At 56.2% G+C, this 24,424-nt stretch carries 22 protein-coding genes; 12 read left to right on the forward strand and 10 right to left on the reverse strand.

Translation table 11 applies throughout. The features are described 5' to 3' along the window. Nucleotides 1-313 precede the first annotated feature (313 nt). Nucleotides 314-3,136, forward strand: a complete 2,823-nt coding sequence (locus ACU6HM_RS09200; RefSeq protein WP_336972556.1) for an EAL domain-containing protein — start codon at nucleotides 314-316, stop codon at nucleotides 3,134-3,136. A gap of 57 nt (nucleotides 3,137-3,193) precedes the next feature. Here the strand turns inward: ACU6HM_RS09200 and lnt are convergent, their stop codons facing one another. From lnt to miaB, 5 genes are all read right to left on the reverse strand, one after another. Beyond that, the gene (lnt, locus tag ACU6HM_RS09205; protein ID WP_324577956.1) at nucleotides 3,194-4,813 is read right to left on the reverse strand and encodes an apolipoprotein N-acyltransferase; all 1,620 of its coding nucleotides are present in this window, start codon (nucleotides 4,811-4,813) and stop codon (nucleotides 3,194-3,196) included. Next, on the reverse strand, nucleotides 4,800-5,681 hold the full coding sequence (locus ACU6HM_RS09210) for an HlyC/CorC family transporter (RefSeq protein WP_009463852.1): 882 nt from the start codon (nucleotides 5,679-5,681) through the stop codon (nucleotides 4,800-4,802). The genes lnt and ACU6HM_RS09210 overlap by 14 nt, the downstream gene beginning before the upstream one ends. Nucleotides 5,682-5,829: 148 nt before the next feature. Then, a complete protein-coding gene (gene ybeY, locus ACU6HM_RS09215; RefSeq protein WP_250757217.1) occupies nucleotides 5,830-6,306 on the reverse strand; it encodes an rRNA maturation RNase YbeY in 477 nt (158 codons plus the stop codon). Next, nucleotides 6,299-7,294, reverse strand: a complete 996-nt coding sequence (locus tag ACU6HM_RS09220) for a PhoH family protein (RefSeq protein ID WP_009463850.1) — start codon at nucleotides 7,292-7,294, stop codon at nucleotides 6,299-6,301. The genes ybeY and ACU6HM_RS09220 overlap by 8 nt, the downstream gene beginning before the upstream one ends. A 3-nt stretch (nucleotides 7,295-7,297) precedes the next feature. Then, a complete protein-coding gene (miaB, locus tag ACU6HM_RS09225; RefSeq protein ID WP_009463849.1) occupies nucleotides 7,298-8,698 on the reverse strand; it encodes a tRNA (N6-isopentenyl adenosine(37)-C2)-methylthiotransferase MiaB in 1,401 nt (466 codons plus the stop codon). Between the two features lie 262 nt (nucleotides 8,699-8,960). Here miaB and ACU6HM_RS09230 point away from each other — a divergent pair, with 262 nt between their 5' ends. Both ACU6HM_RS09230 and map read left to right on the forward strand, forming a co-directional pair. Further along, nucleotides 8,961-9,182 carry a ParD-like family protein gene (locus ACU6HM_RS09230; protein ID WP_009463848.1) on the forward strand — a complete coding sequence of 74 codons (222 nt, stop codon included), beginning with the start codon at nucleotides 8,961-8,963 and terminating at the stop codon, nucleotides 9,180-9,182. Next, nucleotides 9,179-9,946 (forward strand): type I methionyl aminopeptidase, encoded by a 768-nt coding sequence (gene map / locus ACU6HM_RS09235; protein ID WP_250756733.1) that lies wholly within the window; start codon nucleotides 9,179-9,181, stop codon nucleotides 9,944-9,946. The genes ACU6HM_RS09230 and map overlap by 4 nt, the downstream gene beginning before the upstream one ends. Before the next feature lie 594 nt (nucleotides 9,947-10,540). On the opposite strand, the gene secF is transcribed toward map, so the two are convergent. From secF to queA, 5 genes are all read right to left on the reverse strand, one after another. Beyond that, nucleotides 10,541-11,479, reverse strand: coding sequence for a protein translocase subunit SecF (secF, locus tag ACU6HM_RS09240; RefSeq protein WP_009463846.1), 939 nt, complete (start codon nucleotides 11,477-11,479; stop codon nucleotides 10,541-10,543). A gap of 52 nt (nucleotides 11,480-11,531) precedes the next feature. Beyond that, complete coding sequence (gene secD / locus ACU6HM_RS09245) at nucleotides 11,532-13,403, reverse strand: protein translocase subunit SecD (protein WP_022983425.1); 1,872 nt, start codon at nucleotides 13,401-13,403, stop codon at nucleotides 11,532-11,534. Nucleotides 13,404-13,463: 60 nt separating this feature from the next. Beyond that, nucleotides 13,464-13,808: a preprotein translocase subunit YajC gene (gene yajC / locus ACU6HM_RS09250; protein ID WP_003803689.1), complete on the reverse strand. Its 345-nt coding sequence runs from the start codon at nucleotides 13,806-13,808 to the stop codon at nucleotides 13,464-13,466. Between the two features lie 89 nt (nucleotides 13,809-13,897). Beyond that, nucleotides 13,898-15,034: a tRNA guanosine(34) transglycosylase Tgt gene (tgt, locus tag ACU6HM_RS09255; RefSeq protein ID WP_446763702.1), complete on the reverse strand. Its 1,137-nt coding sequence runs from the start codon at nucleotides 15,032-15,034 to the stop codon at nucleotides 13,898-13,900. Then, nucleotides 15,031-16,095, reverse strand: coding sequence for a tRNA preQ1(34) S-adenosylmethionine ribosyltransferase-isomerase QueA (gene queA, locus ACU6HM_RS09260; protein WP_009463844.1), 1,065 nt, complete (start codon nucleotides 16,093-16,095; stop codon nucleotides 15,031-15,033). The genes tgt and queA overlap by 4 nt, the downstream gene beginning before the upstream one ends. Nucleotides 16,096-16,253: 158 nt before the next feature. Between queA and dacB the strand changes: the two genes are divergently transcribed. From dacB to ACU6HM_RS09305, 9 genes are all read left to right on the forward strand, one after another. Beyond that, nucleotides 16,254-17,702 carry a D-alanyl-D-alanine carboxypeptidase/D-alanyl-D-alanine endopeptidase gene (gene dacB, locus ACU6HM_RS09265; protein WP_022983426.1) on the forward strand — a complete coding sequence of 483 codons (1,449 nt, stop codon included), beginning with the start codon at nucleotides 16,254-16,256 and terminating at the stop codon, nucleotides 17,700-17,702. A gap of 70 nt (nucleotides 17,703-17,772) precedes the next feature. Further along, nucleotides 17,773-18,423 carry a uracil phosphoribosyltransferase gene (upp, locus tag ACU6HM_RS09270; RefSeq protein ID WP_009455167.1) on the forward strand — a complete coding sequence of 217 codons (651 nt, stop codon included), beginning with the start codon at nucleotides 17,773-17,775 and terminating at the stop codon, nucleotides 18,421-18,423. A 101-nt stretch (nucleotides 18,424-18,524) separates the two neighbouring features. Continuing rightward, complete coding sequence (locus ACU6HM_RS09275) at nucleotides 18,525-19,247, forward strand: hypothetical protein (protein WP_009455166.1); 723 nt, start codon at nucleotides 18,525-18,527, stop codon at nucleotides 19,245-19,247. A gap of 145 nt (nucleotides 19,248-19,392) precedes the next feature. Next, nucleotides 19,393-19,710, forward strand: a complete 318-nt coding sequence (locus ACU6HM_RS09280) for a DUF883 family protein (protein WP_009455165.1) — start codon at nucleotides 19,393-19,395, stop codon at nucleotides 19,708-19,710. A gap of 158 nt (nucleotides 19,711-19,868) precedes the next feature. Further along, complete coding sequence (locus tag ACU6HM_RS09285; protein WP_009455164.1) at nucleotides 19,869-20,258, forward strand: phage holin family protein; 390 nt, start codon at nucleotides 19,869-19,871, stop codon at nucleotides 20,256-20,258. After that, complete coding sequence (locus tag ACU6HM_RS09290) at nucleotides 20,255-20,644, forward strand: hypothetical protein (RefSeq protein ID WP_035271170.1); 390 nt, start codon at nucleotides 20,255-20,257, stop codon at nucleotides 20,642-20,644. Before ACU6HM_RS09285 ends, ACU6HM_RS09290 begins: the two co-directional genes overlap by 4 nt. 158 nt (nucleotides 20,645-20,802) lie before the next feature. Next, on the forward strand, nucleotides 20,803-21,681 hold the full coding sequence (locus ACU6HM_RS09295) for a LysR substrate-binding domain-containing protein (RefSeq protein ID WP_254499724.1): 879 nt from the start codon (nucleotides 20,803-20,805) through the stop codon (nucleotides 21,679-21,681). A gap of 520 nt (nucleotides 21,682-22,201) precedes the next feature. After that, nucleotides 22,202-23,425 carry an aromatic ring-hydroxylating oxygenase subunit alpha gene (locus ACU6HM_RS09300; RefSeq protein WP_254499723.1) on the forward strand — a complete coding sequence of 408 codons (1,224 nt, stop codon included), beginning with the start codon at nucleotides 22,202-22,204 and terminating at the stop codon, nucleotides 23,423-23,425. An 18-nt stretch (nucleotides 23,426-23,443) separates the two neighbouring features. Beyond that, nucleotides 23,444-24,409, forward strand: a complete 966-nt coding sequence (locus ACU6HM_RS09305) for a PDR/VanB family oxidoreductase (RefSeq protein ID WP_254499722.1) — start codon at nucleotides 23,444-23,446, stop codon at nucleotides 24,407-24,409. Nucleotides 24,410-24,424: the final 15 nt, after the last annotated feature.

Here is a 24,424-nt window from a genome sequence, read left to right on the forward strand (position 1 = left end):
CTTCTTTGTGTCATAACATTTCATTTATGGCTCAATAGAAGGAAATGCTTTCAATTATTAGCGTCGTTTTTTTGTCCCTTTCAGGATCGTCTAATTCCCTTCTTAAGCGCATAAATGCAGGGTTTGTGAGAAATTTGCGCTGCTCTGTAATCTAATGATGGTATGCTTCGTTGAGTAACATTTCACCTGCAATAATTACGTTTTGTAGGCCCCTCACTTAGCCTGCATTTTTTTATTTAATGGCGCTATGTCAGCAAAGCAGTGCATATCATCACCTCTGCCTGTTCCAGTGGATGCACAAAGACGAATCAGTTTGAGTGCTTTGCTGATTTGGGTGCTGTTGGTCTGGCTGTTGTTGATCTCCGCAACGGTTACTGTCATTTACAAGCAAAACCAGGCAGAAATTCGCCTGCAGGCAAGTAGCGGCCTCCTGCGCCAGCTCTCTGATATCAGCTATTCCGTGGCGCTGGCCGCGCCTTCCAGTTCGACGCCTGCCCGTTTGCGCCACTTGGATCAGCAGTTCCAAGGGGTAGTGCAGTTGTTACGCGATGGCGGAGTAGTCGATGGTGTGGTCCTGGTCCCGCTGGACAAGCCCTTGCTGGGGCTGGTCTCCCAACTAAGTAATGAATGGCAGCGGCGCTTGATGCGTCTGGATTTTCCGGTCAGCTCCGAGCAAGTGCTCCTGCCAGCGGCCAGCCTGAACGCGGAAGACTCGTTGTTTCGTCATAACACCCAGCAATTGCTGGATGCGTTTGATGCCTCGCGTGAAAGTATCCGCTCGCAGCACCGCTGGACGGTGTTCTTCATGCTGGGTCTGGATTTGATCGCGCTGTGTCTGTCCTACTTCATGTTGCGTGCCTGGGCAGCCGATCCCTTGCGACAGCTGGTGGCTCAAGGCCAGGCTTTTACTGGCGGCAATTACCGTGCGAAAAGCACCAGTTCAGGCACTAGTGAAACGCGTTATTTGTCGCAGATTTTGAATTACTGCGGTTTGCAGATTCAACAGCTGGATGCGCAGCTTTCTATTCAGCAGCGCAATTTATCCCAGCTCAACGCCATATGCCGCAGTTTGAGCCACAACCCTTTATTGGGAGTTTATTTATCCCGCGATGGCCGCTTTGATTTCGTCAACAAAAAGCTGGCAGAGACATTGGGATATAGCCGTGCACAATTGCGCCAGGAGTTCACGGTTGATCAAGTCTTTCTGTCGCCGCGATTTCCTTCTTTGACTCAAGTGGTGGCCGATTCGCGTTCTGGTGGCAGCAGTTTGCGCTATGAAACGCGGGCATTGCGTCATGACGGCAAATCCATTGATGTCGAGATCTGTGCCATTCCCATCGAGCTCGAGGGTCGTATGGGCATGGTGGCAGTAGTGCAGGACATCACCACGCGGGTGCGCAACGAAGTGACGGGTCGTTTGGCGGCCGTGGTGTACGAGAACACTTGCGAAGCCATTGTTGTGACGGATCGTTTTGGCCATGTGGTAGATGCCAACCCGGCTTTTAGCCGCATCACCGGCTACGAGCTGGACGAAGTGCGGGGCCGCACCTTGTCTATCCTGAACTCGGGGCGTCAGGACACGGAGTTCTACCGCAAAATGTGGCGCGAGATTTCGGAAACCGGGCGGTGGCAGGGCGATATCTGGAATCGACGCAAGAACGGCGAGGATTTTGCCGAGCGTTTGACCATCAGCACTGCCTGGAACCCGGATGGCACGGTGTATCGCCATATTGGCTTGTTCACCGACATCACCAGCCATAAGAAGCGTGAAGCGCAGATGTGGAAGCAGGCGCATTACGATCATTTGACGGGCTTGCCCAATCGGCAGATGTTCCAGGATCGCTTGCAGCAAGCGCGCGAGCAGTCGCGTCGCACAGGCTTGCCTTTCGCGCTGATCTTTATGGATCTGGATTTTTTCAAGGATGTGAACGACTCCTTGGGGCACGAGAAGGGCGACGTCCTGCTGCAGGAAGTGGCCCAGCGTTTGCAGCGCTGTGTGCGGGTAACGGATACCGTGGCCCGTATTGGTGGTGACGAGTTTACCGTCATCATCTCGGATATCAGCGATACCTCGATTGTGGAGCGCACTTGTCGCTGTTTGCTGGACACGATTGAAGAGCCTTTCCAGTTGGGCAAGAACTCGGTGTCTGTTTCCGCCAGTTTGGGAATCACGCTGTTCCCCGAAGATGGCGATGATGCCGGCCAGCTTTTGAAGAATGCGGATATGGCCATGTACGCCGCCAAGGCTTGCGGCCGCAATCAATACTGTCGCTTCCTGCCTGCCATGAGCGAAGCCGTGGAAGCGCGCCTGCGTTTTTCGCAGGATTTGCAAAAGGCACTAAGCGAGCAGCAGTTCCAGCTTTATTACCAACCCATTGTGGATTTGCGTACAGGGCAGGTCACCCGTGCCGAGGCCTTGATACGCTGGGAACACCCGCAGTTGGGCTTGGTGCCCCCTTCAGAATTCATTCCGTTTTCCGAAGATTCCGGCCTGATTGTGCTGATTGGCGAATGGGTGTTCGAGACGGCTGCCCAGGCCGCGGTGAAACTACGCAACGAGCTGGACCCCGGTTTCCGGGTCAGCCTGAATGTCTCGCCCGCGCAGTTCAAGCTCAATGGCTCCTGCGCGCGCGAGTGGGTGGAGTATCTGCAAACCCAAGGCATTCCGGGTGATGCGCTGGTGGTGGAAATTACCGAGCGCTTGTTGCTGGACGATCAGGGGCAAGCCTTGCAGCAGTTGCGCTCCTTGCGGGAGTACGGCATGAGTGTGGCGCTGGATGATTTTGGCACCGGCTACTCCTCTCTGTCGCACCTGAAGCGGTTTTCCATCAATGTGCTCAAGATTGATCAGTGCTATATCCGCAATCTGGCCCTGAGCAGCGAGGATCTGGTGCTGACTCAGGCCATGATTGTCATGGCGCAAAAGCTGGGCTTGCGGGTAGTGGCAGAAGGTGTGACCAGTCACGAGCAACTGGATTTGTTGAACAACGCCGGTTGCGACTATATGCAGGGCTATTTGTGCTCTACGCCCATCCCGGCGGATGAGTTCGTGGACTGGTGCAAGACCTGGAATCGGGAGCGTGCCGGTGGTTTTGCCGCGCGCTTGTACCCGAATGCACCGCAGGCTTTGCAATAGCAGAATCCTTTCAGGGAGTCTCCGCTACCGCAAAGCCTGTGGTGAGTTTGTTGGTGCTTAGTCCTGACGACGAGAGCGCCAGGCAAAAATAATCAGAAGCAGGCCTGCCCAGATCAAGAAGGGCAGATTGCCGTATTTCACGTAGGGAGTCAGGCCTGTTGTGCCTTGAACTTCCACATCCAGCACACCCGGCGTCAGGGGCGGCAGAGCTGCACGAACACGCCCATAAGGATCAATGGCGGCTGTCATGCCGGTATTGGTGGCACGCAGCATGGGACGGCCTGTTTCCAGAGCCCGCATACGTGAGATCTGCAAGTGCTGGCTCAAGGCCCAGGAATCGCCAAACCAGCCCAGATTGCTGATGTTCAACAGCAAGGTAGCGCCTTCCTGGCCAGGACTGCCTTGCACGGCCTGGATGATCTCTTCACCAAACACGTCTTCATAGCAGATGTTGGGGGCAACACGCCCCTCTGCCATCTTGAAGGGCGCTTGCGGCAAGGCGCCACGATGGAAGTCCCCCAGCGGGATATTCATCATGTCCACAAACCATTGAAAGCCGGTGGGGATGAATTCGCCGAAAGGCACCAGATGATGCTTGTCGTAGTAGCTGGCCGTGCTATTGATGATGTCCTGGGGCTGAGTCTCGGGGCTGATCAGCAAGGCGCTGTTGGTGTAGCTCAGCTTGCCGTTGACCGTGCCACGGTCCATGGGGACACCCAGCACCAGATTGGCTTGATGGCGCTGTGCCAGTTCCGTCCAGCGCAACCAGAAGCTGGTTTCCAGGCGGTTTTGCAATACGGGGATAACGGTTTCAGGCAGAACAATCAGGCGCGGCGCGTCTTCGGGGGTCTTGGCCGGCAGGTTTGCCAGCTCGTAATAACGCTCTATGCCTTCGCTCATATTGGGGCCGAACTTGGCGCTTTGATCGATATTGCCTTGCACCAGGCGGGCAATAAAGGGCGCGCCATGGGGCTGGACCCAGGCAATATGCGGCAGACTGATCCCGATCAGGCCAAAAATCATGGCGATACCAATGCCGATCGCGCTGGAAGGGCTTTGGTTCTTGTCTTTGGAGGCGGCAAACTGGGCAATCACGGCGGCGCTGAAAGCCGACAGCCAGGCCAGGCCATACACACCCACAACGGGTGCCCAGCCGGTAAACATCCCTTCTGCGTGGGCGTAGCCGATATTCAACCAAGGAAAGCCAGTCAGCAAATTGCCGCGCAGCCATTCGCTTAATGCCCAGCAGCTTGCCCAGCCTGCTGATAGCAACAATCGTGGCAGCCAGGAATCACTATCGTGCTTGGGGCGCAGTTTTTGCCAAACCGCTGAAGCCAGAGCAGGAAAGAGGGCCAGGGCGGCAGCCAGTAGCAAAACGCCCAGGGCGGCCATCCAGGAGGGCATGCCACCATACTGGTGCATGCTGATGTACAGCCAGTAAATCCCTACGCCAAAATGCCCCAGCCCAAACAGATAACTGCGACCAAAGGCCTGGCGCACGGACGTCGAACCCATGATTTGCGAGCAGGCAATGGCCAGCAAGGTGATCTGGTAGAAGGGCAGAACCCAGGATGGCAGCGGGCCAATGGAAAAGGACAGGGCATGCAAGCCCCCCAGGACCAGCAGTAACGCGACGCCAAGCGCCTGGGGTAAAGGTTTGGAATCAGGCTTGTTCAAGATTAGGCTCGGCGGGTGTGGCTCGCTGAACGTGCAACCAAAGGGCTCGTTTGGCATCCGCACGGACAACCGTGAGGCTGATGCCATCAAGCTGGGCCACATCGCCCCGGCGAGGGATATGTCCCAATTCGGACGCCAGCCAACCACCTACGGTGTCAAAGTCGTCGTTAGGGAGGTGGGTCTGGAAGGCTTCGTTGAAATCGGGGATTTCAGTCAGTGCCATGACACGCCAGCTGTCGGGGCCGGCCTGGAAAATGGTCTGCTCGGCGTCTTCATCGTATTCGTCTTCGATGTCGCCCACAATTTGTTCCAGCACGTCTTCCATGGTGACCAGGCCTGCTGTACCACCGTGCTCGTCAATAACGACGGCCAGGTGATTGCGGCTGCCACGGAACTCGTGCAGCAAGACGTTCAGGCGCTTGGTCTCGGGAATGAATACCGCAGGGCGAATCAGCGGGCGCAAATCCAGCGTGGGATTGGCGATCGAGAGCAGCAGGTCCTTGGCCAGCAAGATACCGATGATATTGTCGCGCTCCGTCTCGTAGATCGGAAAGCGGCTGTGGCCCGTTTCAATAATGATGGGCAGCATCTCGGTCAAGGGCTTGGCGATGTCCAGCATATCGATCTTGGATCGGGGCACCATGATATCGGCCACTGTTTTGTTGGCCATATCCAGTGTTCCGGCGATCATGGACAGCGATTCGTCGTCGATAACTTTGCGGGCGTGGGCCGCAACCAGGACAGACTTAAGGTCTTCTCGGTCTTCGGGTTCGTGACGCCGATTGAAAAAAGCACTTAAGCGAGAGATGGGATTGTTTGAGCTGGCCTTGGAAGGGCGGGGCTCGGGGTCGGGAGCAGAGTCTGACATTGTCCGAAGGACGAGTTAAGGAAGAAACAAGCATAACCGAAAAATGATGACAAGGTATGTACCTGTCATCATTCGGAATGCGGGAAGGGAAGTGAGGATTGGCGCAGCTTTGTCAGGGATGGGAGGCCCTTTGTGACAAGTGGGCGAGCTAGCGCTCCTGGTAGGGATCAGGGATGCGCAAACTGGCCAGAACAGCGGTTTCCAGCGCTTCCATGTCCTGGGCTTCGTCCTCTTCAATGTGGTCGTAACCCAGGGAATGCAGACAGCCGTGCACCACCAGATGAGCGGCATGGTGCAGAAATGGCTTTTGCTGTTCCTGGGCTTCACGCTCCAGCACGGGCAGGCACAAGACGATATCGCCGTGGACCACGCCGTCCTCGTCCTGACCATATTCAAAGGTCAGCACATTGGTGGCGTAGTCGCGTTCCCGGTAGCTCAGGTTCAGGCTCTGGCCTTCTTCGGCGTCCACAATACGCAAGGTGGCGGAAAGGGCGGTGAAGCGATCTTCGGGGTGGATGCGTTCGACTGCCATATCAATCGTGCGCTGCATCCAGCGGCGGATACGGGAGCGGCTCAGCTCGGGGCAATCAATAGCGTACTGGACGCTCAGGGACAGATCAGGCATCACCGGCTCGTTCGTAGGCGTCCACAATTCGCGCAACCAGCGGGTGGCGCACGACATCACGGCTGCTAAAGCGCGAGCAGGAAATACCCTGCACGTTTTCCAGCACCTTGACGGCATGATTCAAGCCGCTGCGCTGGCCTTTGGGCAAGTCCACCTGAGTGGGGTCGCCGGTAATCACCGCCTTGCTGCCAAAACCGATGCGCGTCAGGAACATTTTCATTTGTTCCGGTGTGGTGTTCTGGGCTTCGTCCAGGATCACGAAAGCATGGTTCAGCGTGCGGCCGCGCATATAGGCCAGCGGTGCGATTTCGATGATTTGTTTCTCGAACAGGCGCTGTACCTTCTCCACACCCATCAAGTCATACAAGGCGTCGTACAAAGGGCGCAGATAGGGGTCTACCTTTTGGGCCAGATCACCGGGCAAAAAGCCTAGGCGCTCACCCGCTTCGACGGCAGGACGTGTCAGCACCAAGCGATGGACGGATTCGCGCTCCAGTGCATCAATGGCGCAGGCCACCGCCAGCCAGGTCTTGCCGGTACCGGCTGGGCCTACGCCGAAGTTGATGTCATTGTTCAGGATATTGCGCAGGTATTCGCGCTGACCGGGTGTGCGAGGACGCAGGTCGCGTTTGGCGGTGCGCAGGGAAATTTCTTCCTGGCCGACGGGGGGCAGCTCGGGCAGGGGCTCGGGCTTTTCCTCTTTTTCGTGGCGGCGGCTGGCGCCCAGCTCAACCAGGCCCAGCTGAATATCGTCGATATTCAGCGCACGGTGCACGGCACGCGAATGGAACCAGTCAATGGCCTTGGCAGCCTCCTCCGCGCGCTCGCCTTCAATCGAAACATGACTGCCACGCCGACGCAGGGTGACGTCATAGGCAATGGCAATCTGCTTGATGTTCTCGTCCAAAGGGCCACACATATTGGCCAGATGGGTATTGTCCCCGTCCAGACGCAAGGAAGTGGGCATGCGGCGGCGTTGGCTAGTCATAGATCAGGCTCCTGCAACCCGGTCATGGGTCACGATTTCTCCGCGCAAGGTATTGGTCAGTACTTGGGTCACGTGCACATCCACAATTTGTCCGATCAGGCGAGGGTCGCCGGGGAAGTTGATGATGCGGTTGTTTTCGGTACGGCCTTTCAGTTCCGAGTCGTCTTTGCGCGAGGTGCCTTCGACCAGAATGCGTTGCACGCTGCCGACCATGGCCTGGCTGATGGCCTGGGCCTGCTCGTTGATTTGCGCTTGCAGGCGGTGCAGGCGGTCCAGCTTTTCTTCTTTGCTGGTGTTGTCTTCCAGGTCGGCGGCCGGTGTGCCGGGGCGACGCGAATACACAAAAGAGAAAGACTGGTCGAAATTCACATCGCGAATCAGCTTCAGTGTCTTCTGGAAATCCTCTTCCGTCTCACCGGGAAAGCCCACGATAAAGTCCGAGGACAGGACGATGTCGGGACGCGCTTCACGCAGGCGGCGCACGATGGATTTGAACTCCAGCGCAGTGTAGCCGCGTTTCATTGCAGCCAGAATACGGTCGCTGCCGGCCTGTACGGGCAAGTGCAGAAAGGGGACCAGCTTGGGCAGATTGCCGTGGGCGGCGATCAGGCGCGAGGTCATTTCCTTGGGGTGCGAGGTGGTGTAGCGAATGCGCTCGATACCAGGGATCTCGTGCACGTACTCCAGCAGCATGGCAAAGTCGGCAATCTCGCCAGCGACGTCGGTCGGGCCACGGTAGGCGTTCACGTTCTGGCCCAGCAGCGTCACTTCACGCACACCCTGGTCGGCCAGGTCAGCCACTTCCATCAGTACGTCGTCAAAGGGACGGGAGACTTCGGGGCCACGGGTGTAGGGCACTACACAGAAACTGCAGTACTTGCTGCAGCCTTCCATGATGGACACAAAGGCCGAATAACCCTCCACGCGTGCTGGAGGCAGGGCGTCGAATTTTTCGATTTCAGGAAAACTGATATCCACTTGCGAGCGGCCGCTGTTGCGGCGCTTGACGATCAGCTCGGGCAGGCGGTGCAAGGTTTGTGGTCCGAACACCACATCCACGTAGGGAGCACGACGAATAATCGTGTCGCCTTCCTGACTGGCCACACAGCCACCTACGCCAATGACCAGATCGGGATTGAGCGCTTTCAAATGCTGAACCCGGCCCAGATCCGAGAACACCTTTTCTTGCGCTTTTTCGCGCACCGAACAGGTATTGAACAGGATGATGTCTGCTTCTTCGGGGTTGGTTGTCAACTCCACGGGGCGATCCTGATTCAGGATATCGGCCATTTTTTCGGAGTCGTACTCGTTCATCTGGCAGCCAAAGGTGCGAATGAAGAGCTTGCGGGCAGGCTTGGTAGCAGCATCCGCGCTGGCGGGGGTAGAGATTGTGGTGTCGGTCATAGAAGGAGCCGTGACGGGTGTATATCCCGCGGGCCATTGAAAATGATGAATCGGGCATTATAACGCCCAGCCTCCCGTGAGCCACAAGCAAGCTGGGATCATGTGGGAGGACTTGTTGCAGACAGGCCGCCCTTTGGGGTGAGAAGGCTGGAAATAGTCTTGTGGGGGCATGAAGCTGGATCAGGATTTTCAGTCAGCTTCTACTTGCGTCCTGATTTTGCGGATTATATGATTCGTATATGGATCATATAAGGATTGAAAAATGGGTATCGTGAATATTGATGACGAGCTGCACGACCAGCTACGCAAGGCGAGTACGGTTTCATGTCGCTCCATCAATGCGCAGGCGGCTTTCTGGATACGTATGGGGTTGTTGTGCGAACTGAACCCGACCATGAGTTTTAACGAGATTGTCGCCCGTGAAATGAAGGCGGCTGGTTTGGGTGAGCCTGCCGTGCCTCTGGATCAGGTGGAGTCAGCATGATCAAGATGGCAGATGAAATTGCCTTGATGGCCGAATCGGGCCGTTTGCTGGCTCAAGTGTTCACGCGCCTGGATCAGTTAGATCTGATTGGCATGAACACCATGCAGATCAATGATCTGGTCGAGAGCTACATCGTCCATGATCTGCAAGCCCGGCCCGCCAGCAAAGGGCAGTACGGTTATGCCTATGTTCTGAACTCATCGCCTAATCAAGTCGTGTGTCACGGTATGCCGTCCACGACGGATGTACTGAAAGAGGGGGATATCGTGAATTTCGATATCACCTTGGAGAAGAACGGCTTTATCGCGGATTCCAGCAAAACCTACATGGTGGGGCAGGTGACTCCTGCTGCGCAAAAACTGGTCGATGCCTGCTATATGGCGATGTGGAAAGGTATACAAGCCGTACGCCCCGGCGCGACTTTGGGTGATGTGGGGTTTGCCATCTCCCAGTACGCACGCAAGAACGGCTATTCCGTTGTACGTGATTACTGTGGGCACGGCATCGGGCGGGAAATGCACGAAGCGCCTGAAGTTTTGCATTGGGGCATGCCGCGCACAGGACTGCGATTGAAAGAGGGCATGGTGTTCACCATTGAACCCATGCTGAATCAAGGTGGCCATGCAGTGCAAACCGGGAAAGATGGCTGGACCGTGCGCACTTGCGATGGCTTGCTGTCAGCACAGTTTGAGCACACGGTAGCGGTGACAGACAGTGGTGTGCGCGTATTGACCTTACGGCCTGATGAAACCATCCCGAATTAATTACGTAGTTGGTCGTCCCTCCCTTGCATTACTTATGGCTTGTAGTGTGTCATCCAGTCATTGCAGCTTGTGCACTGAAAACGACAGCAGCAAGTTATTTCAGCCCGATGGAAATGAGGTTTTCTGTAAACCTCGTTGATGCCGCCACAGCTGCGAGATCCCGTCATATCGTGATGGCAGTATTGCCCGTTGTATAACCGTCGTGCCGAAGTATCCCTTCAGATCAATATAGGGTGGCAGGCGTTTGTTTTATTGAGGGCCGGAGCAGGTCGGCTTGGCGGGTCATTCGCCCGTGCTGCGCACGGGTCCCCTTGTCAGAGTCCAGATGCGGGCGGGTCGTGAACTCGGAGCGCGGTTTGTCCCCCGGACAAACCGCAAGCGTGCTCCTCAAACAGCACGACCCTTGCACCCCGCATCCGGCCTCTGCCCGCGGCGAATAACCTGACTCGCCCGCCGACCTGCTCCGGCCCTCAATAAAACAAAAAGAGGCTTACTGCCGCCACTCTATTACTCGCAATCCAGCAGCCCTAGAAACAAAAAAGCCCGACATTGTTTTAATGTCGGGCTTTCGTTAACAGCGAGCCAAGAAGCAACTTAGCCTTCTACAACCTCGCCGCCTTCGTCTTTCTTGATCGGCTTGACCAGATCCTCACGTTTCACGCCCAGCCACATGGAAATGGCGGCGGCCACGAACACGGAGGAGTAAATACCGAACCAGATACCGATGGTCAGCGCCAGCGAGAAGTTGTGCAGCGTTGGGCCACCGAAGAAGAAAATCGACAGTACCATCATCTGGGTAGAACCGTGGGTGATGATGGTACGCGAGATGTTCTGGGTGATGGACAGATCAATAATGTCCGACACCGACATCTTGCGCTGCTTGCGGAAGTTCTCACGGATACGGTCCATCACCACAACGGATTCGTTCACGGAGTAACCCAGCACAGCCAGGACACCAGCCAGCACCGACAGCGAGAACTCCCACTGGAAGAATGCGAAAAAGCCCAGAATGATGACCACGTCGTGCAAGTTGGCAATCGCACAAGCCAGTGCCAGCTTCCACTCAAAGCGGAAACCCAGATACAGCAAGATACCCGCGACCACAAAGGCCAGGGCCATCAAACCGTTATGCAGCAGTTCCTGCCCCACCTGTGGGCCCACGAACTCCACACGGCGCAGCTCCACGTCCGAGTGCTGCTGCTTCAAGGCCTGGAGTACTTGTTCGCTTTGCTGGGTAGAGTCTTGTCCGTCCAGAACGGGCAAGCGGATCATGATGTCCTGCGACGTGCCGAAGTTCTGTACCTGGAAGTCGGTATAGCCCAGCGACTGAATCGAGCCGCGCACATCTTCTACCTGCACGGTTTGCTGATAGTGCACTTCCATGACCGTACCACCGGTAAATTCGATGGACAGGTGAAAGCCGCGCACAATAATGAAGACGACCGCTGCAATAAATGTCAGAAAACTGATCAGGTTCAGCACCAACGCATGGCGCATGAACGGGATAGTGCGGTGAATACGAAAAAATTCCATGATGCTTTATGCCTGTAGTTGGGCCTGGCCGGTTTGCACCGGCCCCGGCACTTTACTTCTTGTCCTGTGGTTTCCAGACCTGACCAATGGAAATACCCTGCAGGCGACGACGGTTGCCATACCAGAGGTTGACCAGGGCACGAACCCCAACCACCGAAGAGAACATGGAGGTCAGAATACCGATCACGTGGACGACCGCAAAACCACGGATAGGACCGGAACCGAAGGCCAGCAAAGCGACACCCACAATCAGACTGGTCAGGTTGGAGTCGAAAATAGTGGCCCAGGCACGATCAAAACCCAGGTGAATGGCTTGTTGCGGCGAGGCACCATTGCGTAGCTCCTCGCGGATACGCTCGTTGATCAGCACGTTGGCGTCAATGGCCATACCCAGTGTCAGGGCGATGGCAGCAATACCCGGCAAGGTCAGGGTGGCTTGCAGCATGGACAAGACAGCCAGCAGCAAGAGCACGTTGAAGGTCAGGCCAATGGTGGAGAACAGACCAATCAGGTGGTAGTACAGCATGATGAAGATGGCGATCGCAATAAAGCCGTACAGCGTGGCGTTAAAGCCTTGGCGAATATTGTCGGCACCCAGGCTAGGGCCAATGGTGCGCTCTTCAATGATGCTCATGGGGGCGGCCAGCGAACCGGCACGCAGCAGCAGGGAAATATCGGCGGCTTCCTGAGCATTCATGCTGCCGCTGATCTGTACCTGGCCGTTAGGAATTTCGCTACGGATAACCGGAGCCGTCACCACTTCACCCACGCCATTTTCAAACAGCACAATCGCCATGCGCTTGTTGATGTTGTTGCGGGTAATGTCGCGGAAAATGCGCGAGCCCTTATTGTCCAGCGTCAGGTTGACGGTGGGTTGCTGGGTTTGCGAATCACGACCGGGCTGGGCGTCCTGCAGGTTTTCACCTGTCAGGATGACCTGGCGACGCAGCAGCAGGGGGGCACCACCACGCTCGGTGTAGCGCTCCAGACCAAAGGGCACGGTACCCGAGTTCAAGGCCGCAACGGCAGCAGGCGAGTCTTCCACCATACGCAGTTCCAGTGTGGCCGTACGACCCAGAATTTCCTTGGCTTTGGCTACATCCTGCACGCCGGGCAGTTGAACCACGATGCGATCGGACCCTTGCTGCTGAATTACAGGCTCGGCTACGCCCAGCTCATTGATTCGGTTATGCAAGGTGGTGATGTTTTGCTTGAGGGCGTTCGATTGCACCTGAATGGTGGCGGCTTCGGTCAAACGGGCTGTCAGACCGCTGTCACCGGCAGGGGTGAAAGCCAGATCAGGCATGGCGCGACGCATTTCTGATTGAGCGCGGTCGCGATCGTCTGCCGAGGCAAAGCTCATGCGCAGCGAGTGACCATCACGCTCGATGCCGCCAACAGGCACTTTGGCTTCGCGCAGCACGCTGCGGGCATCAGCCACCATGGAGTCGTAGCGGGCTTGAAGCGCGCCTTGCATATCCACTTGCAGCAGGAAGTGCACGCCACCGCGCAAGTCCAGGCCCAGGTGCATGGGGTGGGCGCCCAGTGCGGTCAGCCAGGCAGGCGACGCAGACACCAGGTTCAGCGCGACGGTGTAGTCGGGGGCGGTAGCTGTGGAGTCCTTGTTCAGTTCGCGCTCGATCAGGTCTTTGGCCTTGAGCTGAACATCGGTGGACTCAAAACGGAAACGCGCAGTGGCGCTAGGTCCGTTTTGTTCAAAATACGAGCCCGTCGTAGGAATATTGTTTTTCTTGAGCAGCTCTTCAACGTGACTGATCAGGTTGGTTTCAAGCCGGACCGTGGATTTGGCGCTGGAAACCTGGACAGCAGGAGACTCACCAAACAGATTGGGCAAGGTATAGATCAGGCCGATCGCCAGCGCGACCAAGACGATGACATATTTCCAGAGAGGATAACGATTCATGGGATATCTACGACGGGTGCAGAAATGGCAACCCCGGACCGAGGTCCGGGGTCGGAGGCATTACAGCGACTTGATCGTGCCTTTGGGCAGAACAGTCGTAACGGCCACGCGTTGGACCAGAACTTCAACAGGCTTGTCGGTCAGGTTGGCCACTTCAACGGTCAGGTAGTTGTCGTGAACTTTGCTGACTTTGCCCAGCAGACCGCCGGAGGTGATTACTTCGTCGCCTTTGGCCAGGTTGGAGACCAGGTTGCGGTGCTCTTTCTGACGCTTCATTTGAGGACGAATCATCAAGAAGTACAGCACAACGAACATCAAGATGATGGGCAGCATGCCCATCAAGGCATTTTCGCCGCCGGCAGCTGCCTGGGCGGGGATGAGAGTCAGAATGTCAACAGCGGACATGTGGGGCTCCTGAGGATTTTTTTGTGTGGGTTGTCAAAAACTAACGGTGTATTGTAGCGGCACTTTATTGCGGTATCACAAACAGCGTGTCATTCAATACCGCGCGCCCGATCCTGGTGGAACTGCTCCCGCCAGGCCGCGAAACGCTTTTGCTCGATAGCATCGCGCATCTCTTGCATGATCTGCAAATAGAAATGCAGATTGTGCAAGGTATTCAAACGCGAGCCGGTAATTTCATTGGAACGCTGCAAATGATGCAAGTAGCCACGCGAGAAATGCTTGCAGGTATGGCAGGTGCAGCTGGGATCCAGCGGGCGGGTATCGTCGCGGTAACGGGCATTGCGTATCTTGATGTCGCCGTAACGGGTAAACAGCCAGCCATTGCGCGCATTGCGGGTGGGCATGACGCAGTCAAACATGTCCACGCCCTGGCTGACCCCTTCGACCAGATCTTCCGGTGTACCCACACCCATTAGATAGCGGGGGGCATGCGTAGGCAGTTTCGGGGTGGTGTGCGCCAGAATGCGCATCATGTCTTCTTTGGGCTCGCCTACGGACAGGCCGCCAATGGCATAGCCTTCAAAGCCGATGTCGGTCAGACCAGCCAGGGATTCGTCGCGCAGGTCCTCGTACATGCCGCCTTGCACAATGCCAAACAGGGCATTGGGGTTGTTCAGACGCTTGAATTCCTCGCGTGAACGGCGAGCCCAGCGCAAGGACATGCGCATGGATTTAGCCGCTTCGATATGTGTGGCGGGACGGTTGTCAATCAAGTAGGGCGTGCATTCATCGAACACCATGGAAATATCGGAGTTCAAGGAGTACTGGATTTGCATCGACACTTCAGGCGTCAGAAACAGGCGCTCGCCGGTGATGGGGGAGGCAAACTTCACCCCTTCCTCGGTAATCTTGCGCATGCCTTTCAGGCTGAATACCTGAAAACCGCCCGAGTCCGTCAGGATGGGCTTGTCCCATTGCATGAAATTATGCAGGCCCTGGTACTTGTCCATGACATCCGTGCCCGGACGCAGCCACAGGTGAAAGGTGTTGCCCAATATGATCTGCGAGCCAATCTCGTTCAGCTCGTGCGGCATCATGGCCTTGACGCTGCCATAGGTGCCTACCGGCATGAAAATGGGGGTTTGCACCACACCGTGGTTCAGGGTGATCTGGCCACGGCGAGCGGCGCCATCGGTGCTTAAGAGGTCAAACTTCAGTCCACTCATGGGGTAGGAGGCTCAATGAACATAGCATCGCCGTAACTAAAGAAGCGATACCGGGATTGGACGGCGTGCTGGTAGGCACGTTGTATGGGTTCGATCCCCGCCAGGGCCGATACCAGCATCAGCAAGGTGGACTGGGGCAAATGAAAATTGGTGATCAGTGCATCCACCCACTGGTACTGGAAGCCGGGGGTAATGAACAGGCGCGTGTCGCCTTCAATGCTGCCATCGGTGCAGCGCTGGTTCATGCCGGGCTCTTTGCTGGCGGCAGACTCCAGCGAACGCACACTGGTGGTGCCCACGGCAATGACGCGGCCACCGGCAGCGCGGGTGGCTTCGATCTTGGCCAGGGTGGCGGCGGGCACATGGTAACGCTCGGCGTGCATGACGTGTTCGCTGATATTGTCCACACGCACAGGCTGAAAAGTGCCTGCACCCACGTGCAAGGTCACAAAGGCCTGGTCCACGCCTTGCTCGCGCAAGGTGTTCAGCATGTCGTCGGTAAAGTGCAGGCCAGCCGTCGGGGCGGCCACGGCACCGGGGTGACGGGCGTAAACAGTCTGGTAGCGCGAGTCGTCTTCCTCGTCCGCTGCGTGGGTAATGTAGGGTGGCAAAGGCGTGGCGCCGTATTGCTCCAGCATGTCCAGCACAGGCTCGTGAAAGCGCAGCGCAAACAGGGCGTCTTCCCGCCCGGTGCAATCGGCCAGTACCTTGCCGTCGGCCAGTTCCAGCAACGTGCCAGGTTTGGGGGACTTGCTGGCGCGGATATGGGCCAGAGCCGTATCGGGGCCGGTTACGCGCTCGATCAGCACTTCCACCTTGCCGCCGCTGCTTTTCTGGCCATGCAGGCGGGCCTTGATGACGCGCGTATCGTTAAAGACCAGCAGGTCACCCTTGCGCAGCAGGCTGGGCAGGTCGGTGAACTGGCGGTCATGCAATTGGCTGGCACCGTCCAGATGCAGCAGACGGCTGCCCTGGCGCTGGGCCGGCGGGCTTTGAGCGATCAGATCAGGGGGAAGCTCGTAGTCGAACTGGGCGATAGTTAAAGAGGGGTCGATGCTCATGGTTTGTCGTAAAGGGCCACTGGCCAGAAGGCCGGGCCTGATGGGGTAACCGACTATTTTAACGCTTTGCCGCCAGATTGCTGAAACGGCCATATCCGTGGTGTTTTTCTTTCGGTATGCTTGGGTCTTTCCTGAATTGATCTGTTGGAGACGAGGGCATGGGCGTTTTAAAGGCAAAGCCTGTTTTGAGTCGTTGCAAGCACGTGGCTCTGGCCACCTTGCTCATGGTGCAAGGCGCATCACTAGCCCTAGCCCAGGCCTTGCCGCCCGAGCTGGCTTCGGTATGGAACGCCAGCCGCTTGCCGCAATCGTCTCTGTCCATCGTGGTAGACGAGGTGGACGGTCCGCGCCTGATCGGCGTCAATCCCCAGGAGCCCCGTAACCCCGCATCGGTAATGAAACTGGTCAGTACCTGGGCCGGTTTGTCCGCTCTGGGGCCAGAATATACCTGGCGTACGACGTTAATGGCCCAGGACGGCCTGCAGGTGGACGAACAAGGCACTTTGAAAGGGCCTCTGTACATCAAGGCGGGGGGCGATCCGTTTTTGACCGTGCCGCAGTTATGGGACATGTTGCGCGAGCTCCGCTTGCGTGGGGTGAAGAATCTGACCGAAGTTATTGTGGATCGTTCCATCTTCGGCAACGTCACCATCAATCCGGGTGATTTCGATAATGCGGGTGACCGTCCCTATAACGCCAGCCCGGATGCCATGATGGTGGGGCTAGGCGCTTCCCGGCTGGTGTTCCAGCCAGATACACAGGCGCGCAAATGGATTGCGATTATTGACCCGCCTTTGCCCGGAGTGCGCGTACAGGGTGAAGTCGAGTGGTCGACGGCGACCTGCCCTGGTTCGCCTGTTGTTGGTACCCAGATTCAGCCTGAAGCCGGTGGCATGGTGGTCCGTGTCAGTGGCAAGGCCGCCGCTTCTTGCGGTGAGTTCAGCGTTTACCGTCTGGTTCATTCCCAAACCGAGTTTTTCGACAAGCTGTTCCGCAGCCTGTGGCGCGATCTGGGCGGCACCCTGGCCCGCGACATCAAAGCAGGCCGTGTGCCGGCTCGTGCGCAGGCGATTACCTGGCATGACTCGCAGTCCCTGTCTGACCTGATCCGTCTTATTAATAAGCAAAGCAACAATGTGATGGCCCGTACCATCTTGCTGACCGTGGGCGCAGAAATGAATGGTCCCGGTGCCACGGTGGCCACCGGCGAGCGCGCCGTCATGAACGTGCTGGGTCGCCAGGGCGTGAATACCGCAGGCTGGACCGTGGACAACGGCTCGGGCCTGTCACGCAATGCCCGCGTCACGGCGGGCGGCATGGCTGACATGCTGAAAGTCGCCTGGCGCTCGAACTGGATGCCCGAGTACATTTCGTCCTTTGCGATCTCCGGTGTGGACGGCACGGTGCGTTCGCGCTTGCGCGATGACGAGGTTCAGGGCCGTGCCCACTTGAAAACCGGCACGCTGCGCGATAGTCGTGCCTTGGCCGGTTACGTGCTGGGAGCCAGCGGAAAGCGGTATATTGTCGTCATGATGGTCAATGACGAACGTTCTGCCTCTGCCCGACCCTTTTTTGATGCGGTGGTGAAGTGGCTGGCAGTACGTTGACGATCACGATAGTGCGGGCTGCTGTGCAGCAGCCCTGTTTTTAGTTAGTCCCTAATTTGATGAAGCAATCATGCCCATACACGAAATACGCCACCCTTTGATCCGCCATAAGCTGGGCTTGATGCGCAAGGCAGATCTGAGCACGAAAAATTTCCGCGAAATGTCTCAGGAAATTGCCTCTTTGCTGACCTACGAGGCGTGCAAGGATCTGCCTCTGGAACCCACCACCATTGAAGGTTGGTGTGGCAATGTGGAAGTGGAAAAGCTGGCTGGCAAGAAAGTGACAGTTGTGCCTATCTTGCGCGCTGGTATTGGCATGCTGGACGGGGTGTTGAGCTTGATTCCTGGCGCCAAAGTCAGCGTGATTGGTATTGCTCGCAACGAAGAAACCTTTGAAGCCCAGACCTATCTGGAGCGTCTGGTCGGCGAGCTGGATCAGCGCCTGGCCCTGATTATTGACCCCATGCTGGCAACGGGCGGCTCCATGGTCGCCACAATTGATCTGCTGAAAAAAGCAGGCTGCAAGAATATTCGCGCTTTGGTGTTGGTGGCGGCTCCGGAAGGCATCGCCACTCTTGAAAAACATCACCCTGATGTTCATATTTATACCGCGTCCATTGATCAGCATCTGGACGAGCATGGTTATATCGTGCCGGGGCTGGGCGATGCGGGCGACCGTATTTTTGGTACTCGCCAGAAGGTTCAGGACGGCGAACTCTAAGTCCAGAACTTGTCGTGCTTTTTTACAATCCCTTGCCAGTACGCCAGAGGGGATAGGCATAATAAAGAGTCGAATCTAAGTTTCACTGAATCAGGATGTACATGAAACTGAATGCTTGGATGGCTGCACCGCTGTTGGTCATGTTGGGCCTGAGCTCGGCTCAGGCTGGTTTGTGTGACGTGCCTTTCATGCGTGACGGTGGGCAGATACAACTGACTGGCTCGGGCTTTTTGGCCTTGGGCGCTGATCTGGCTTTTTCTGACGTGAAAAAGCAGGGCGGTGATCAGTGCCAGGCGCGTGTACAGGGCAAGGCCAGTGTAGCCCTGGCCGGTTTGCCGGCCAGCAAGCCCAATATTGACTACGTGATGACGGTGCGCGATGGCCGCACCCGTTTCCAGCGCGATGATGGCCGTGGTGGTCTGGAAGCCGTTCAAGGTTCGTTTGACCTGCGCCTGCTGGGCCTGTTTTCCTACGAACACGGTGGGCTGCAGGAAGGGCAAACCTTCCCGCGCCAGGATTTCCAGATCAATCTGGACAAGCGCTCCCAGTCCAACGCCAATGTCTTGCGCATTCATACTGGTGCCAAGACGGTTGGAGCTCAACAATCGGTACAGACCGCATTGGGCAATTACCAATGTTGGCCTATTCGTTATCAACGCGAGATCGAGCCTACTCAGGCCAGTTTCAGTGGCATCAGTCTGCCCATACCGGGCATCAACTCCCAGGTTACGGATTGGTATTGCCCGGATGTGCAGATGGTGATGAAGCAAGAAAGTATTCAGAACGGTGTCCCGTCCACGGTGGATGTGACGCAACTGAAGTAAACCTGCGACTGACTGGTCTCAGGTACATCGAGTATCTTTATCCTGAAAACAGCGGGTTAAAGAATTTTGTGCGGCGCTGCTATGGCGCCATTCACTTGGCGATACGTATTTGTCGCGTGTCCCTTTCAACTGCAAGGAGTTATTTATGGCTACCAAGAAAAGTGTGGAAAACAGCGGAGACAAATTCATCGAAGAAGTGAAAGCGAGCTTGGATGAAGCTGAAAAACTGATGCGTGAGGCCGCTGAAGCCACGGGCGACAAGGCCGGTGAGCTGCGTGAGAAGGCGCTGCGCTCTCTGCGTGTGACCCGGGATTCCCTGCACGATGCTCAGGAAGCCGTGGTCGAGCACAGTGTGCGTGCCGCCAAGGCAACCGACAACTATGTCCACGACAAGCCCTGGCAAGCCATTGGCGTGGCCGGTATTGTGGGCCTGATGTTCGGTATGCTGATCAGCCGTCGTTAATCTGTCTTTGCTCTGCGCTGCGGGCCCTTTGCGGGGTTGCAGCAGCATAAAAAGCAGCCCTGCCGATCTGGACTTTGCGGTCCAGATCGGCAGCCTCTTAGAAATCAGGCTCTTGCCATTGCATGCAATGGCAGGATGTCGCAGAGCAGGGATAAATCATGGCGCTTAGGCAAACTATCAGTCAGCTTGGTTCTACCTTGATAGGGGCTGTCAGTACCAGGCTGGAGCTGTTCGCTCTGGAAGCCGGTCAGCAAAAGGCAAGCCTGATAACCATCTTCAGCATGGTGTTTGGCGCACTGCTGTTCTCCACTCTGGCGGTGCTGGTTTTCAGCTTGTTGCTGGCCTTGTACTTCTGGCCTACGGATTATCGTTACTGGGCTTTGGGAGTGCTGGTCGTTCTGTATGCCGGTTTGGGAGTGGGTCTTTTCCTGGCCGTACGCCGTCGTCTGACTACAGGCCCGATTCCTTTTTCGGCCACCTTGTCCGAGTTGCGTCGCGATGTCGCGTTTATTGAGCGCTTGAGGGATTCCGAGGGAGACGGCAAATGAGCACGAAGCAAGAGAGCATGTCCGCCCAGGAGCGGGCTGTGCGTATTGAACTGTTGCGAGTCCGCGCCTCGTTGGAGCGGCAGACCATGTCGTCCCAGATCCACTCCCTGGGCGAAGATTTAAGCCCCGGCAATTTGTGGAACAGCGTCAAGCCGTCGGGTTTGAGCATGGGCGGTGTAGTCACCAGCGCGCTGTCCTTGTCGCGCCGTTATCCGTTCCTGTTGTCCGGTGCTTCTGCCGTGCTGAGCAGTTTTGGCGGGCGCTGGATGCGTATCGGGGCTTTGGCTCTGGGAGCCTGGAAACTGTTTGATTCTTCCAAGTCGGCACGCGAGAAAGCACGCAATGTACTGGTTCCGGTACGACGCAAAACCGATGTGGACGAGTAAGTCTGCTTGTCTGTTTGAAAACCGGCCCAGGCCGGTTTTTTTTTGCCTGCCGCAAGCTCGGCGTTCTGCCTGACTGGTTTTTGAAGGCGGCAAGGCTTATGCTCCGATAATAAATAATTCCAGAACAAAGCTACCCACATCAGGAGACATAGCCCGTCATGCAGGTGCCATTACTGAATGCCTTAAGAACCTTTACGGTGTCGGCGCAAAGGTTGAACTTCACCAAGGCGGCAGAAGACCTGCTGGTCTCTCCCTCGGCAGTCAGCCACCAGATCAAGGTGCTGGAGGAGTATTTGGCTTGCAAGCTGTTTCTGCGCAAGAACCGATCTCTGGAACTAACGGATCAGGGTCAGTTTCTATTCGACCGTTTGCAACGGCCGTTTTACGAGATCAATCAGGCTTTGAGCGAATTGCGCATGCCGCACGGCAAGAGCCGCATCAATCTATCCTTGCGGCCCTTTGTGTCCAGCATGTGGTTTACCGGGCAGTTGGGAGACTTCTGGCTGAAGCATCCAGACATTGAAATCAACTTGTTGCACAGGCTGCAGGCTCCGGATTTTTTCAGGGACAACATCAATTTTGCTATCGTCTGGGGCAAGCAGGGCGATTGGCCGCAGTTGCAAACCTTGCGTATCATCCCCGGCAATTTGACGCCTGTTTGTGCGCCGTCTTACCTGCAGGCGCATGGCAAGATTACGTCCCCAGAAGATCTGAACCTGCATGTGCTGATTCATGAAGAAAATCAGCTGTGCTGGGAGCAGTGGTTACGCAAGGCAGCAGGACAGGAGCTGACGGCCAAGAAGAGCTTTCACATTGATGACACCAATGTGCGCATGAATGCGGTCTTGAATGGCCAAGGGGTGATGCTGGGCTGTCCGGCCTTGCTGAAGCCTTTGATCGACAGGAAGGAAATCGTCCAGCTGTTCAATGTGTGCCTGGAAGAGTACGCCTATTTCCTGGCCTACCCCAAGGAGGCAAACCTTAGCCGACAGGAGCAGGAGTTTGTGGATTGGGTGGCGTCGATTGCAATACGCTAGGCGATAGCTGCTAGATGGCTTCTATGTGTTGTGCTCGGTGACCGGGCTTTCTCAGCTCTTTGCTGATCTTGTCGCTGTCCCTGCGTCTTTAAAAAAACCTGCAAATATGCAGGTTTTTTTATGTGTCGGCCTTTCCGAACCAGGCTGGATGCTCATCGCTCATCGCTCATCGCTCATCGCACGTCGTTCATTGCTCATTTCTCAACGATCAGGGTGTGGAACCCCGATCTGATGCGTGTGACTGGAGGCTATATCAAGCTTCGCATAGTTCTCACACCGCTCATGCCTGCTTGCCAAATACCTGGCACGCAGCCATGAATCGGGTTTCATGACGCTGCGAATTTCCACACTTTGCAGTGCTTGCGACCTACCGCTTTCTCGTTACCTATATTCAGCAACAAAAAAAACTCATCGTTCCGTCAAATTTGCTCAATTTTCAAGCGTCGCTCCCTGTCGCATGATTGGCCTGACCTAATAAAAGCCATTCATGGTGCTTATGCAAACCAGAGGAGATACTGAGATGAATACCGCTCTACGCTCGCCCATTGCGATTGAAGAATTTGACCGCAGCTACTTTCAGCAGGAAACCGACGAGGTTTTCGCCTTGCCCCCCGAGTGCTTTACCTCGGAAGAGTTTTTCCAGTTTGAGCTGAATGCCGTCTGGAAAAAGCAGTGGTTCTGTGTGGGCCGTGCCACTGACATCCCCAATGCCGGTGACTTCTTCACCTTCGACGTAGGCAATGATGCGCTGTTTGCCATCCGCACTCGTGAAGGTGGCATCAATGTACTGTCCAATGTCTGTCGTCACCGCAATATGCTGTTGCTGGAAGGGGCAGGCAATGTACGCCGCATCAGCTGCCCCTTGCACGCCTGGGTCTACAACATGGAAGGCGAGCTGGTTTCCGCCCCAGGTCTGACCGATACCGGTGCCAGCTTTGACCCCAAGAGTGTTTGTTTGCCCAAGATCCGCGCCGAGGTTTGGGAAGGCTTTATCTTCATCAACTACGACGCCATGGCACCGGCCTTGCACACCCGCCTGGGCAATCTGGGCAAGCAGTTGGCGAACTACCGCATGTCCGAGCTGAAGTCCTCGGAACCGTTGAAGATGGAAAGTTTCGACTGGAACTGGAAGATCTTCAATGACGAGTGCTATCACTGCAGCTTTTTGCACGCCTCCTCCTGGGGCGGCATGTATGAAACCAATCCGGACCGTGTGGATGAAACCGCTGTCTTCAATGATGTGGCCAATGGCATTGTCTCCTATAACCTGCTCTCCACCCACAAAGACGCCGCCCCTACGCATACCGGCTCCATCTTGCAGCCGCCCATGAAGGGCTTGACTGACCAGGAGCGGACCCAGCTTTCTTACGTGACCGTGGCTCCCAACCTCTTGCTGGTGGCCATGCCCGACAAGGTGAAGTACTTCATGTGGCTGCCCAAGAGCGCCAAGCAGTCCACCTATGGCGTGTCCTGGATGTACCCGCAGGAAACGTTGGAGCGCGAGGACCACAAAGAGAAGTTCGATCAGGAACACGATGATCTGTACCCCGTGATGATTGAGGACCTGTTTGCCTGGCGTCGTTCGCATCAGGGCATGCAATCCAACTTTGCCTCCCGTGGTCGTTTGACCAATGAAGAGCTGGTCATCAAGCGTTTGCAAAACTGGCTGATTGATCTGTACCGCGCAGAAGAGCGCCGTGTGGACGAGCAAAGCCGGGTATTGCCGATCCGAGCGATTGCCTAAGGGAGCAGGAGCAGCATCATGCAGCAAACTTTGCAAACACGCGTGCTGAAGAAAACCAGGCTGTCAGAGCGCGTTGTGGGCCTGACCCTGGGTTTGCAAAACGGGGACGCGTTCCCTGTCTGGGAGCCGGGTGCGCATATTGAGCTGGAGCTGGCGGTGTCGCAGACCGAACCGCTTTACCGTCAATATTCCTTGTGTGGCCAGCAGGCCAATACCCGTGAATGGCAAATTGCCGTTCTGAAAGAAGAAGCCGGGCGGGGCGGCTCTGCGTATATCCATGAGGTGTTGCAGGAAGGTGATGCGCTGGCTGTCAGCGTGCCGAAAAATCACTTTCCCTTTGCTGCAAACAAGAAGTGCTTTTTTGTGGCCGGGGGCATAGGCATCACGCCTATCGTGCCCATGGTCCAGGCCGCTGCGGCAGCCGGCCTGGACTGGCACTTGCTGTATCTGGCAAGAAACGCAGCGGATTTTATTTTTCTGCAAGAGCTGCAACAAGTGGATGCTGCGCGTATCACCACGCATGCCTCCAATCAGGACGGGCTGTTTGATCTGCAAGGCGTATTGAAAACGCTGGATGCACAAACCGTCGTCTATTCCTGCGGTCCGCAACCATTGCTGACCGCTTTGGAAAACTATCAACAGGAACAGGCCGATATTGGCTGGCAACTGGTGCTGGAACGCTTCTCGGTAGAGACCGATCCGGCCCTGCTGCAAGGTAAGGGCTTTACCGTGACTTTGCAAAAGTCGGGCAAAAGCATCGCGGTAGCGGGGGATGAAACGATTCTGGCCGCCTTGAAACGGGAAGGCGTACGGGTCAAGTGCTCATGTCAGAACGGCACCTGCGGCACCTGCGAAACTGTGGTGATTTCCGGTTTGCCGGAGCATCGGGATTTTGTGCTGTCGCCAGAAGAACGGCAGCTGAATGAAACCATGATGATCTGCGTTTCGCGCGCCTTGTCGGCCGAACTGGTTTTGGATCTATAACAATAAACAGGAGAA

It is taken from the genome of Alcaligenes sp. RM2 (assembly GCF_052931795.1).